The 13,253-nt window shown below is 46.2% G+C and carries 11 protein-coding genes; 9 read left to right on the top strand and 2 right to left on the bottom strand.

From position 1 onward, the window contains the following. Positions 1-58 precede the first annotated feature (58 nt). The 9 genes from BIZ37_RS26410 (at position 59) to BIZ37_RS26370 (ending at position 11,216) form a co-directional block, all read left to right on the top strand. Complete coding sequence (locus BIZ37_RS26410; RefSeq protein WP_187464061.1) at positions 59-2,485, top strand: DMSO/selenate family reductase complex A subunit; 2,427 nt, start codon at positions 59-61, stop codon at positions 2,483-2,485. Between the two features lie 10 nt (positions 2,486-2,495). Next, entirely contained in the window at positions 2,496-3,113 is a 618-nt protein-coding gene (locus BIZ37_RS26405; protein ID WP_187464060.1) for a DMSO/selenate family reductase complex B subunit, read from the top strand. Between the two features lie 2 nt (positions 3,114-3,115). After that, on the top strand, positions 3,116-3,895 hold the full coding sequence (locus BIZ37_RS26400) for a DmsC/YnfH family molybdoenzyme membrane anchor subunit (protein ID WP_187464059.1): 780 nt from the start codon (positions 3,116-3,118) through the stop codon (positions 3,893-3,895). A 173-nt stretch (positions 3,896-4,068) separates the two neighbouring features. Beyond that, the gene (locus tag BIZ37_RS26395; RefSeq protein WP_187464058.1) at positions 4,069-5,529 is read left to right on the top strand and encodes an amidohydrolase family protein; all 1,461 of its coding nucleotides are present in this window, start codon (positions 4,069-4,071) and stop codon (positions 5,527-5,529) included. A gap of 124 nt (positions 5,530-5,653) precedes the next feature. Further along, positions 5,654-6,907: a carbohydrate porin gene (locus BIZ37_RS26390; protein ID WP_187464057.1), complete on the top strand. Its 1,254-nt coding sequence runs from the start codon at positions 5,654-5,656 to the stop codon at positions 6,905-6,907. A 110-nt stretch (positions 6,908-7,017) separates the two neighbouring features. After that, the gene (locus tag BIZ37_RS26385) at positions 7,018-7,932 is read left to right on the top strand and encodes a LysR family transcriptional regulator (protein WP_187464056.1); all 915 of its coding nucleotides are present in this window, start codon (positions 7,018-7,020) and stop codon (positions 7,930-7,932) included. Between the two features lie 89 nt (positions 7,933-8,021). Then, positions 8,022-9,125 carry an alkene reductase gene (locus BIZ37_RS26380; RefSeq protein WP_187464055.1) on the top strand — a complete coding sequence of 368 codons (1,104 nt, stop codon included), beginning with the start codon at positions 8,022-8,024 and terminating at the stop codon, positions 9,123-9,125. A 186-nt stretch (positions 9,126-9,311) separates the two neighbouring features. Continuing rightward, positions 9,312-10,658, top strand: a complete 1,347-nt coding sequence (locus BIZ37_RS26375; RefSeq protein ID WP_370577808.1) for an MATE family efflux transporter — start codon at positions 9,312-9,314, stop codon at positions 10,656-10,658. Positions 10,659-10,775: 117 nt separating this feature from the next. Beyond that, positions 10,776-11,216 (top strand): ankyrin repeat domain-containing protein, encoded by a 441-nt coding sequence (locus tag BIZ37_RS26370; RefSeq protein ID WP_187464053.1) that lies wholly within the window; start codon positions 10,776-10,778, stop codon positions 11,214-11,216. Between the two features lie 59 nt (positions 11,217-11,275). On the opposite strand, the gene BIZ37_RS26365 is transcribed toward BIZ37_RS26370, so the two are convergent. Further along, a complete protein-coding gene (locus BIZ37_RS26365; RefSeq protein ID WP_187464052.1) occupies positions 11,276-12,481 on the bottom strand; it encodes a multidrug effflux MFS transporter in 1,206 nt (401 codons plus the stop codon). Positions 12,482-12,912: 431 nt separating this feature from the next. Beyond that, positions 12,913-13,253 (bottom strand): EAL domain-containing protein (locus BIZ37_RS26360; protein WP_187464051.1); only part of this gene is annotated, 341 nt, incomplete at its 5' end.

The raw sequence follows: 13,253 nt of genomic DNA, 5'->3' as shown, positions 1-13,253 counted from the left end.
TCTGAATATAAATCCAAATTATTTGGTTACAACAATTAATATAATTAAGGCGGTGGCAATGGATAGTCATAAATTTAATGCCTTCATGAAGGGGCTGTCTCGTCGGCAGTTCCTTGGGCATTCGGCCAAGGCTGGGGGAATGGCAGCTATTGCTGCAACTGTCCCACTTCCTTTCTCTCAATCAGCACAAGCACAAACATCTGTTAGCGACACAGCAGAAAAAATTTCATACAGCGCCTGTTTGGTGAACTGTGGCAGTCGTTGTCCTTTGAAAGTCCATACCCAAGACGGTGTCGTGACCCAAATTTCCACCGAGAGCGGCATTGATGACGGAGTTTGGGGGCAGCATCAGATCCGTCCTTGCCTGCGAGGGCGTTCAGTTAAATGGAAAACGTATAGCCCGGATCGTTTGAAGTATCCGATGAAGCGGGTTGGTAAACGTGGTGAAGGTAAATTCCAGCGTATTAGTTGGGATGAAGCGACCACCATTATTGCCGACAAGCTCAAGTACACCATCGAAGAGTATGGTAATGAAGCTATTTACTACCAGTATGGCTCCGGCTCTACTGGGGCGAATCTACTTGGCCGAAATGCCAACAAGCGCTTTTTGAATACCATTGGCGGCTTTTTAGATCAGCATGGCACTTATTCAACAGCACAAATTGCTACGGTAGAACCTTTTGTGTACGGCAGTGGTCAGGGCAGCCTGATTTCTAACATCGCCCACTCAGATTTAGTGGTGATGTTTTGCCAAAACTTGGCAGAAACCCGGATGTCAGGGGGCGGCCAGATAACAGAAGCCTTCGAAGCCCTGAAACGCAGCAATGCAAAAGTCATTATCATTGACCCAAGAATGTCGGATAGCAGTATTGCTTTTGATGCTGAGTGGATACCGATCAAGCCAGGTACTGATGCGGCGTTGGTCGCAGCTCTGGGCCATACCTTGATAGCTGAAGGCTTGGCAGATGATGAGTTCATTAACCGCTACACGGTAGGTTGGGATGCCAGCACCTTGCCTGAGTCAGCGCCAGAAAATGCCTCTTATAAAGACTACATCCTAGGCAAAGGCCCTGATGGCATCGAGAAAACACCTGAATGGGCGAGCCAAATTTGCGGCATTTCCCCAGTCAGGATAAAGCAACTGGCAAGGGAGATGTCAGGTGCCAAAGCGGCTTGGATTTCACAAGGGTGGGGGCTGCAACGCACTGCCAACGGTGAGCAGTCTGCCCGAGCAATTATGATGCTGCCGGTAATGACTAAACAATTTGGCAAATTGGGTACCAATACCGGTAACTGGGGCAGCAGTGTGAAATATGCTGTGCCTGGTTTTGCCACGGCAAATCCGGTCAAGACATCTATCCCTTGCTTCCTTTGGACCGACGCTATTACCCGCGGGACAGAAATGACCGCTGAAAATAGTTTTATCCGCAACAAAGACAAGCTGGAAACAAACATCAAGTTTCTCTGGCACTTTGCCAGTAATACCACTATGAACCAGCATTCGGATCTCAATAAAACCCACGAGATCCTGCAAGATGAATCCATGTGTGAATTCATTATGGTGTGGGATCACCATATGACACCATCGGCGCGCTACGCCGATATCTTGTTGCCTGATGTTACCACGCTGGAAACCAGTGATTTAATTGATAACTCCTACGCGACAGGGGCTTACCATTATGTCACCCGCTTGCAGCCAGCTATCGAACCGCTTTGGGATAACCGCCCGACCTATGATGTGTTGGCTGACATTGCCAAGAAAATGGGGACTTATGATGCCTTTACCGAAGGTCGGACATACCAAGAGTGGATAGCCCATTGTTACCAGGGGCTGCGCAAGAATAATCCGCACCTACCTGAGTTTGCCAAAACGGATGGTATGGGGATTATCGACCGTAAATTGGCAAGAAGCGAAGATCATATCGCACTTAAAGCGTTCAGGGAAAATCCCGAAGCCAACCCTCTAAAAACACCATCAGGCAAAATTGAGATGTACTCAGAGCGCTTGGCAAACATTGCAGATACGTGGGATTTGCCAGAGGGCGACAAGATAACAGCCGTTGCCGAGTATTGTGAGAGCTTCGAAGGCCTTGGTGAGCCTGAGCGTATGAAGCAATATCCATTGCAGATGATTGGTTTCCATACCAAGGGTAGAACCCATTCTACCTACCATAATGTGCCGCAGTTGCGCGAAGCAGTTCGTGATGAAGTGTGGATGAACCCCGTTGATGCCGAGTCACGGGGCCTGATCCAGGGTGATCGCATAATGGTGTTCAATGATCGCGGCCAAATCCATATGCCCGTGAAAGTGACGGCAAGGATCATTCCGGGGGTTGTCGCTGTTCCACAAGGGGCATGGTACCAACCCAACAAGCAAGGAATCGATGTCGGAGGGTGTATCAATACACTGACGACACAGCGGCCTTCTCCTTTGGCAAAAGGTAATCCGCAGCATTCTAACTTAGTGGAAATCCGAAAGGCTTAGGGGGTGAGAAATGGCGCAATATGGATTTTATATTAACTCTGCAAAATGTACTGGGTGCAAAACGTGTTCGGTAAGTTGCAAAGACAAAAAAGACTTGGATGTTGGCCCTAAGCTTCGTCGTGTTTACGAATACGGTGGAGGTTCCTGGGTGCAAAAAGAGGGTTTGTGGCAGCAGGATGTGTACAGCTATTACGTGTCGATTGCCTGCAATCACTGTGATGAGCCGGCCTGTGCCCAAGGTTGCCCAACAGGTGCCATGGCCAAACGTGAGCAAGATGGGTTGGTCGTTGTCGACCAAGACCAGTGTGTTGGGTGCCGGTATTGTGAAATGCGGTGTCCTTATGGTGCTCCTCAGTTTGATGCCGAAAAGAAAGTGATGAGCAAATGCGATGGTTGTTACGATTTGCTTGAACAGGGCAAATCACCGGTTTGTGTAGAGGCTTGTCCGCAACGGGCGATAGAGTTTGGGCCAATCGCTGAGCTGAGGGAAAAATACGGCCAGCTTAACGAAATTGCCCCTCTTCCGAATGCGGCTATGACCAAACCTAATTTGGTTATTCACCCTCATTCGAAATCAAGACCAAGTGGCGATAAGGCAGGTTCAATACAAAACAGGGCGGAGGTGTAGTTATGCATGAATTACCTTTGGTGTTTTTCACCGTATTGGCCCAAGCGGCCGCTGGCGCTTATTTGATTTTGATCTTGAGTCAGCCTGCTAACGGCATGGATGAGCGAAGGTTGTCGGTTGGTATTTTGGTGTCGATGGCTTTGCTTTCTGTAGGGATGCTGGTGGGTATGTTCCACCTAGGTGTGCCGATACGTGCCTTTAATTTGTTGGCTGGCGTTGGTCGCTCACCTATGAGCAATGAAATCTTATTGGGAGGGGCTTTTGCAGGCTTTGGGATCTTGGTTGGCTTGGCTGGATTGTTCAATAAGGGAACGGCAGCCCAAAGAAAGGCATTGCGTTGGGTCACTGTGATCTTTGCCATTGCCTTTGTTGCAACCATTCCGAAGGTTTACCAGTTGAGCACCGTGGCGGCATGGAATACACCCCATACCACCATTCAAATGCTTGCGTCAGTCTTTATTACCGGTGGCGCGTTGGCCGCTGTGTTAGGGGCTTTCCGTCATGGTGCCGCAGTATCTATTGCTGCGGTGTTCGTCACTCTGGCATTGCGATTTGATTACATTACTTTCGTTACGGGGGTAGAGCCAATTTTGGCCGCTGAGCAAAGCGCCTTGTGGGTTACTCAAGCAGTGACATTGCTCATTGGTGGCGCCTTGGCATTCTTTGCCTTGATGAAACAAAAATCGGCACCGCCTTTGTTGCTATCTGCTTGCGGGTTGGTCATCGTGGGTGAATTGGTAGGGCGGGTCAGCTTCTATAACTTGTGGGCGATAACGATGTAACGCCACTCAGTCAGTTGGCAAATTAATTAAACAGGCTAAGGCAAAAGCCTTGGCCTGTTTTTTTATCCGGTAAGTACAAAAATGTTTGGCGCGAATTGATCAAAATGCAATCAGTCTTGCGATTAAGCTTGGCGGAGATTTCTTCCCCAGGTTTGAAAAAAAGAGACTGAGTTATGTATAAAAACACTGCTTTTCGAAAATCATTAATTGCTTTGTCTATCGCAATGGCTTCTTCTTTTGCTGTCGCTGCGCCCATATCCAATGAAGCTTCAGCTAGTAACGCATCACCTAATAACGCGACTGAGAGTAAAACGGCGGAACAAACCATCGTTTTTCACAATGTGAATATCTTTAATGGTACCGAAAACAAGCTGCATAATAATTTCAGCGTTGTGGTGACAGGCAATAAAATCTCGACGATTCAGCAAGGCAAGTTCAAAGCTCCAGAGAATGCCAAGGTCATTGATGGCGAAGGACGAACGCTGATGCCAGCACTGGTTGAATCCCATATGCATCTCGCCTTGCCGAAAGGATTACTGGGTACTGATGACATGCGCTGGAATGAAATTGCTATTCACGCTCAGTCATTTGCTGAAATGTATTTGGATTTGGGTTTTGGCACTATTCGTGACGTCGGTGGGGCTGATGGTTCATGGACAGATATGGAACGCGATGGCCGCTTGGCTGAAGTGCCAAGGATCTATGCGTCTGGCGCACCCATTGCGCCAATCGGAAGCCATGCAGATGTAGGCTTGCAGTCTCGCCGTTTAAGTGATTCGCCACAGAACTTGGAAATCTTGAATATCATGTCCAATTCTAATGGCGCGGAAGATATCAAAATGCAGGCCCGGTATAACTACCGCCAAGGGGCACAATTTACCAAGGTATTTCAGTCCGGCGGCGTTTCATCCAAGTTTGACCCGTGGCAGTACACTTCATTTACCGACGATGAACTAAAAGCGGCCGTTGATATAGCTACAAGCTACGGTTCATATGTCGCCACACATGCCTATTCGGATAAAGCCATTAAATCTGCATTGACCAATGGCGTGAAGACTATCGAACATGGCTTTACCTTCAATGAAGAGCAACACAAACTCTACAAGGAGCAAGGTGCATTTCTGGTTACCAACCTGACGGCCTTCTCACCTGATTTGGCTAATGTACCCGTCGTCCAAGACCCGATGATCCAAGCCAAGTTGGAAAGTGCCCAAGCGGCATTTGAAGAATATGTGGAAAATGTGCAGAAGCTTGATCCCGATTACCGTGCATTCAATACCGATTGCGTCGGAACGGCAGATATCTGTGCCAAACAAATTGCCCATGAGATTTATCTCAACGCCAAGTTCTTCGGCAACTTTAATGCACTACGTGCTATGACATCCACTGGTGGGCGAATTCCTGCTGAGTTGATGGAAGATTGGATCAACCCATATTCAGACGCCAAGATCGGGGTGATTGAAGAAGGTGCTTATGCTGACTTGCTGCTAATTGATGGTAACCCACTAGAAGATATTTCACTTATTGGTGGCCGCGAGCAATGGTTCGAAAATGATGCGATGCCGGATGGCTCGCACCTAACAGAAATGGACCTGATTATGAAAGACGGCAAGATCTTCAAAAATACCCTGTAAGGTTTTTCAGCCTTATTTCACATTGCGATTTGTACCCAAGCAGCACAACTTTGCTTGGGTACAGCCTCCCTCAAAATTTTTTCTCTAGCTTCGTTCTGCTAAGTCTTAAATGAGTGCCTGAAATATGAAAATTCATACCACTGCTAAAGGGGTAGGTTTGTTATTTGCTTTGGCAAGCCAATCGATTATTGCCGCTGACTTTGGTGGCCCTAATTCTGTTGAGAATACGCTACCTAAGCCTGAGCAAACCAAACCTGATCACACAAAGGGTAAACCGCAACCGAATTGGCGGGAGAAAGCAGCCGAACAGGGAGTTACGTTGGGTGCTGATTACACCGTTTTTGGTGTTAGCTCGCCGGATGGTTCCAAGGGTAATAATGTCAATCGCGCATCAGGGGCAGCACGCTTTTATGGTTCATGGGATTTAATCAATAAAGGAGAGAAAGACAAAGGCGGTTTGGTATGGAAGGTTGAACACCGTCATGCCTTTACTGATAGCTCACCGAAAAATTATGCGTTTATTGATGATGTCACTGGCGGGTCTGAAGGTATAGGCTACGTTGGCATGATAGGTACACCGTTTAGTGACCAAGGCTTTCGTGTTACGAATTTGCACTGGAAACAAAAGCTCAATGGTGGCAGAACAAGTGTGATTGCAGGCTGGCAGGATGTGACTGACTATGTCGATACCTACGCTTTGGCCAGCCCCTGGACGGGATTCAGTAATCTTGCTTTTTCAACAGGAGCTGGTGCGATGGGGTTACCCGATGATGGCGTGTTGGCGTTGTCAGCGGGGCACATGCTTACCGACAATTTTTATGTGGTTGGTGGTATTGCCGATGCCAACGGTAAATCCGATGACATCTTGGATGGATTCAATACGGCGTTTGATGAAAGTGAGTATTTTACCAGTATCGAACTGGGCTGGACGGCATCTCAAGAGCATATCTTCACAGATAACGTGCATGTCACGTTTTGGGATTTCGGTGAAAATACCCGTCATAGCAATGCAACAGGCGAAGGTGGACGAGGGGTTAATGTGTCAGCCAGTTGGTTTGCAACAGATAGCCTTATGCCGTTTGTCAGAGGTGGAATTTCTGAAGGTGATGTTGCGCTATACGATAAATCATTGAGCGTCGGTTTTGGCTACTTTGGATTAGGCAAGCCAGAAAATACCTTGGGCGCTGCGGTCAACTGGTCTGAAACTAATGAAAAAGCCTTTGGCGGGGATGAGCAGATCACTGCAGAGGTGTTCTACAACATGCAATTTGGCAAACATCTGCAAATCACCCCGGATATTCAATTTATCAAAGATCCCGCTTTCTCTAGCGAAGATAGTGCTGTGGTATTTGGTTTGAGGGCGAAAATATCCTTATAGGGGGGATTGGCATTGCCTATATGATCATAGTATCGCAGACATACTATGTCTAACTGTGTACCAAATAGTGCATAATCGAGCTTAGATTCATGTGAAAGTAAGGTGTAGCCGTGGCGATTGAATTAAACAAACAACTGATGGCCTTTGTCGATGTCGTGAAGTTTGAGAGCTTTGCCGAGGCGGCAAAACATCGGGATATGCTGCCGTCATTGTTATCACGCAACATAAAATCGCTGGAGGATAAGTTGGGCGTTGTGTTGCTCAAACGTACCACGCGCGCACTTTCTCTGACTGAAGCAGGAGAGGTGATATATCAGCAGGCGCTTGTTCTCAAAGAGCTAGAAGACAAGATGAATAATTTCGCTCAAAACTACAGTACTGCTGAGACTGGCTTAGTCCGCCTGACTTGTGCTTCTCACCTAAGCCGAAATTTTATTCTGCCGACGATCAAAGAGATCCAGGCTGAATACCCGAATATTCGATTTGAGGTCGACTATGATGACAGGCGTGTCGATATCATAAAAGAAGACTTCGATATGGCTATTCGGATATGGAAGCCCCAAGACACCTCGCTAATTGGCCAAAAGCTCCGCTCAACCAATCTCGTTATTCTTGCCAGCCCGGATTTCATCCAGCGCCATGGCATGCCTGAAACTATCGAACAGTTAGTCGCCTTACCATCTGCTTGCTATGCCAGGCTAGGCGTTGTGAGAGATAAGATTCAATACTACGACGCAGAAGATAGGATTCAATCGGTTTCAATGAATCCCTTCTACAAATCAAGTTCACCTGAGTCTTTGATTCAAAGCGCATTGGCAGGAATGTATTACACCGTTGTCACAGATCAGAACCTCAGTGGTGAAATTGAACGAGGTGAATTGGTTCAATTATTACCTGATATGCGTTTTCCTGATGAACCCGCCATGTACGCGGTTTACCCGAATCGGGATTTAAGCTTCGGGGCGAGATTATTTGTCGATAAACTCAAGCAGCGTTGTGCTGAAACACCCGTTATTGTTAACTAAAAAGTACATAGTGAAATGACATAATTGCTATTTTTGTGACTGATACTTTCGCCTAATCTGTGCCTATTCCAATCGCATTCGGAGGCGAAATGCTTTTTTCAAATTACACACTGGGAAATACGGAACTGGCAAACCGTATGGTAATGGCACCAATGACACGCTCTCGTGCATCTATTGACGGTGCTTTGAATGATGACATCGTAAAATACTATCAGCAGCGCGCAACAGCTGGCCTTATCATCACAGAAGGCGCTCCGATTTCAAAGGTTGGCCGGGGTTATGCATTTACACCGGGTATCTATAATCAAGAACAAATTGATGGATGGAAAAAGGTTACCAGTGCCGTTCATGCCGAAGGCGGAAAGATCTTTATTCAGCTGTGGCATGTTGGCCGGGTCTCTCACCCAAGTATTACCGGCGGAGAGCAGCCAATTGCACCTTCAGCGGTAAAAGGAATCAATAAAGGATTTGGCCCCCTTGCTGAGGGTGGCTATGGTTTTGTGGATCAAGAAACTCCACGGGCAATGACCAAAGAAGATATTACCAGTACGCAAAACGACTTTGTTCAGGCAGCAAAGAACGCAATGGAAGCCGGCTTTGATGGGGTTGAGATACATTCAGCCAATACCTATTTGTTCGAACAGTTCATGCTACAAAGTGCCAATAAACGCACCGATGAATATGGTGGCAGCAAGGAAAACCGAGTACGTTTCTTGGTGGAAACCGTAGAAGCGGTAGCACAGGCCATTGGTGCCGAGAAAGTAGGTTTCCGTTTATCACCGTACCTCGTTATCGACGATCCTGACGTAGACCCTGAAATGCCGTCACTGGCACTGAAAGCAATACAGCAATTGTCTCATCACGATCTTGCTTATGTGCATTTTTCCGAGAATGTGGCGACTTGGCGTCCTGTTCCGTCATCATTCCGTCGCCAAGTACGTGAAGTGTGGAAAAACCCAATTATTATTGCCGGTCGCCATACCAAGGAATCTGCCCAGGACATGCTAGACCTAGGTTATGCCGACTTGATTGCGTTTGGTGAGTACTACATCTCCAACCCTGATTTGGTATATCGCTTCAAAGAGAACCTAGCGCTTAACTCGAATGACCGTTCTACGTATTACGGTGGCGGAGCTAAAGGCCTAACGGATTACCCAATATCCGATCCCACTGTTAAGCATTTGCAGGTTTGATATATCCAGCGTGCTTGAGTTGATTCGTCTAATAACAAGCCTTCCACCCAAGGGTGGGAGGTGTTCTTTTATTATTAGTTTCTAGCTAATAATTCATTAGGCAAATCGCATCTTATTTTTATTAATCCAAGCGCCTATAGTTTATGGCAGCACACGATGAAGGTAGGACTTTAACGGTAGCAACTTATGCTTATCTCAAATGAAATAAAACTGATTATACAGCGCACACTCCCATTAACCATGGGAGTGCTCGCTATTATGGCAGTGCAGCTGGTGGATACAGTATTTATTGGTATGTTGGGCGTCAATGCACTAAACGCCCAGGGCTTAACGCTACCGTTTTCATCTGTCATCATTTCCATTCAGGTCGGCATCGGTGTTGCGGCAACATGTCTTATTTCACGCTATGTCGGTGAGAAGAATCAACCAAAGGCCAATAGGTTCGCGACCTTGGGTTTACTGCTTGGCACACTGGTTATTTCACTGCTGGTGCTATCTCTATGGTTCTTTGAAAAGGCACTGTTTACTCTTTTTATCGATGATAAAGTCGATTCAGTACAAATGGCCGGGATACAACACCAGTTCAGTGCTTATTGGGGCGTTTGGCTGATGAGTACCTTGGCTGGAGCGGTGTTCTATTTTGTTTCTTCGGTATATCGCGCGAACCAGGATTCCAGTACCCCAGGTAAGCTATTGATTGCATCTAGCATACTTAACTTGGTGTTTGACCCTATTTTTATCTTTGTGCTTGATATGGGCATTGCCGGTGCGGCATTGGCAAGTTGCTTGGCGTTTGCGCTTTGTACTGCATATATGCTGTTTAAACCGGTAGCGAAAGGGTGGTTTACTCTACAGATTCTTCAAAAAAGTGTATTTGAAGATCTCCGAGTGCTGACCTCAAATGCCATTGCGACAACGGCGAATCAGTTTTTACCAGCAATCAGCGCCTTGGTATCTATGTACCTGATTGCCCGTGTTGGGCCTCAGGCTATCGCTGTCTGGGGAATAGCAATGAAGATGGAAGGTTTGTTGCTGGTACTCTCATTGTCATTAACCATGTCGATCCCCCCAATTGTTGGTAGCTATTTAGGTAACCAGCAGTTTGGCGATATCCAACAGATCATTAAAGCGGCGACCAAATTAATATTGCTAATACATACGGTAATTGCACTTTTTGTCATGCTGTCTTCGGCATATCTGGTAGAGGTAATCGGTGGAGGGTTAGGGCTGGATAGGGATCTGCATTTTGTTCTTGTATTACTACCGCTCAGCTACGGGCCTTTGGGATTATGTATGGTGATGGTGTCGGCATTCAATGCGCTAGATTTAGCCAAGCGGGCATTGGTTGTCTCCTTTATCCGTTTGTTTGTGCTGTTTATACCTGCGATTTACTTGGGGAGTCTGTTTGGCAATATTCAAAGTATTATTATTGCTGCGGCTATAGCAAATACCCTGGCAGGGTTAAGTGCATGGTATTTGATGAGAAAGCAGTGGCAGTCAACAGATAAGACAATGAACTTGATCACTGCGTAATAAGTTAAATTTAAAGGGGTAACCCTCGTTTAATTGAGAATCGATCGGTTATCAGTATCAAACAGCGGGCGCAATCTTGCGCCCGATTAATTCACAAGAGGATTTGAGACAAAGGTGATGAAGAAAAAGCTTCTGGCAACGCTAGCTACCGCAGTTATTGCGCTGACAGTATCATATGGCGCATTGTGCAACGATACCATTCATCTGGCGGCCTATCATGGCGATGAGGCACAGGTTATTGAGCTGCTTAAACTCAACCCGAATCCTGACGAACGAGACTCATATGGTGGAACGGCATTGCATGCAGCGATGTTTCAAGACAATGTGCAAATCGTACAACTGCTGATTGATGCTGGTTATGATGTGAATGCCGTTGGTCCACGTAATGGTTATACACCGCTGCATGATGCAGTATGGGGTAACAATCTACCAGCATTGAAGTTACTGGTTGAAAACGGCGGTGATGTCACGATCAAAGGCCATGATGGCAATACTCCGCTCACGAAAGCTAGAGAAGAGGGTAAACAAGATATTGTCGCGTATTTAGAGTCGCTCTAAACCAATGAAGGGGAGTACTATCCCCATCATTTGATTTAGTGGATATTGAGAAGCTACAGTTAGCTTTGCTTAATGAGCTTGTCGGTTACAAATGGGCGGTTTCTGGCCAGTAACCAAAGCACACCGCCGGTGAGACCCACGACAAACTGAAGGATGCCAAGGTTTTCAATCAGCGAGTCGGGACGGATGGACACCAACACCATGCCTATCGATCCGCAAATCATACCGCAAAACTGAATTAATGCGACAGCCGAGCCCGTGTCGCTGTCTTGCTGGTCAAGCATCAAGTTCGTGCCAGGTACACGCATTGTGATAACCATTAAGGTTGCTGGTGCTGCGATTAGTGCAAATACCAACGGCGATGTATGGCCGATAGTTACTGTTAATACGCCTGCAGTTGCGAGAAGGAAAAAGCACAGGGTGATGATCTTCTGGACTGGAATAAAGCGTGATAGCTTCATATAAATCGTTGGGCCGAATGAAGCGCACAACGCATTGAATGAGAATGCGTAGCTAAATTGTTGTTCGGTAAGCCCAAAACCATTGATATAGATATATGAGCCGGCTGCTAGAAATCCCATCATTGCTATTGGTGTTATTGAGAAAATCACCAGCAGTGCAACGAATCTAGGGTTCTTCATTACGACACCAAGTCTTCCCCACGAGCGTAGGATAGAACCGCTGTACTTAGCTTCAAGCGTCTCTTTATAACAGAAAGCGAGTACAGAGGCGAAGGCACCAAATACTGCCAGTGTAACAAACATCATTCGCCATGAAGCGATCTTCAACAAGAATGCGCCAAGAACAGGAGCGACCATAGGGGCAATAATGACCAGTGACATAATGGTCGCCATGATCTTTTCGCGCTCACGACCATCAAACAGATCTTTAACGATAGCAGTAGCGACTACGGTGACAGCACTACCGGCAAAGGCTTGGATAATGCGTGCGCCGATCAGCTGTTCTATGCTGCCAGCCATTGCACACAAAATACTGGCAATGATGTACCCGCTGATCCCAACAAACAAGATAGGTTTACGACCAAATTTTTCACTCAACGGGCCCCAGAATAACAAGCCAACCGCATAAGTGACGAAATAGCTACTGAGCGTAAGGTTGACCATCGATTGGTCGGTGTTAAATACGTTTACCATTTGCGGCAAAGCAGGCAAATACAAGTCAATCGTCAGCGGGGGGAAAGCGCTGATGATTACGAGGAAAAATAACGTACCGGATTTCCCCAGTATTGGTTGGGATTTTTTCAAATGGATGCTCTCAATAGATGACCGATAAGGCTTTATCAGTCACTTAGGTTGACTGGACGCTTTTGCAGTAGAAGCAAAATTTGGTTGATTATATCAACTATATGATTGTCTTTATTGATTCGAATCAACTTGCTTGGTAATGCGTGTTCCCATCGAGATGCGGAGGTAGTTCGGGTAGCTTTAGTTTTTATAATAAATGGCGTTGTACTCTTCTCGACTGCATTGATACTCAATACCGTTTTTTTCACAGAAATAGGGTGTTTCCATTGAATCCATATCTGAAACAATTAGCCAAAAGAACGCTATTTGTCCGACACCGGCTAAAGCTAACAGTAAAGTTATTGCTATCAATATCTTAGGAAATATACCGCTCATGAAGACCTTTGTTGAAGTGACTAATATAGGTAATGAGCGATGGATAGTATCAGGTATTAAGCACTGACTTCAAACGAGCGAGTTTTGACCTGCATCTTTTTGTCTACAACCCACTCAAATGCGGTTTCGTATTGCATAGGTTTAGCGTAATAGTAGCCTTGTCCTAATTCTATTTGATATTTAGCTGCCAGATCGTGGTGAATATCCTGTTCGATCCCTTCTAAAACGATTGTAAAGTTAAGCTCTCTAGACAATTTGGTTATTGCTCGTATAACGGCGCCTGTTTGTTGTTTAGTAGGGGCATCAAGGGTAAATGATTTATCAATTTTTACTGTGTCGAATTGTTGGCTAAGTAATAAATCGAGCGAGGCATTACCGGTACCGAAATCATCTAACT

This window comes from Photobacterium sp. BZF1 (assembly GCF_014349205.1).
In the GTDB taxonomy this organism is placed as follows: Bacteria; Pseudomonadota; Gammaproteobacteria; order Enterobacterales; family Vibrionaceae; genus Photobacterium.
Note: the sequence above shows the minus strand (reverse complement) of the source record. Positions and strands in the feature narration are given on the sequence as shown.

Coding starts and splice junctions, on each gene's coding strand:
- BIZ37_RS26410 (WP_187464061.1), top strand. CDS start 59: ATGGATAGTCATAAATTTAATGCCTTCATGAAGGGGCTGTCTCGTCGG.
- BIZ37_RS26405 (WP_187464060.1), top strand. CDS start 2,496: ATGGCGCAATATGGATTTTATATTAACTCTGCAAAATGTACTGGGTGC.
- BIZ37_RS26400 (WP_187464059.1), top strand. CDS start 3,116: ATGCATGAATTACCTTTGGTGTTTTTCACCGTATTGGCCCAAGCGGCC.
- BIZ37_RS26395 (WP_187464058.1), top strand. CDS start 4,069: ATGTATAAAAACACTGCTTTTCGAAAATCATTAATTGCTTTGTCTATC.
- BIZ37_RS26390 (WP_187464057.1), top strand. CDS start 5,654: ATGAAAATTCATACCACTGCTAAAGGGGTAGGTTTGTTATTTGCTTTG.
- BIZ37_RS26380 (WP_187464055.1), top strand. CDS start 8,022: ATGCTTTTTTCAAATTACACACTGGGAAATACGGAACTGGCAAACCGT.
- BIZ37_RS26375 (WP_370577808.1), top strand. CDS start 9,312: ATGCTTATCTCAAATGAAATAAAACTGATTATACAGCGCACACTCCCA.
- BIZ37_RS26370 (WP_187464053.1), top strand. CDS start 10,776: ATGAAGAAAAAGCTTCTGGCAACGCTAGCTACCGCAGTTATTGCGCTG.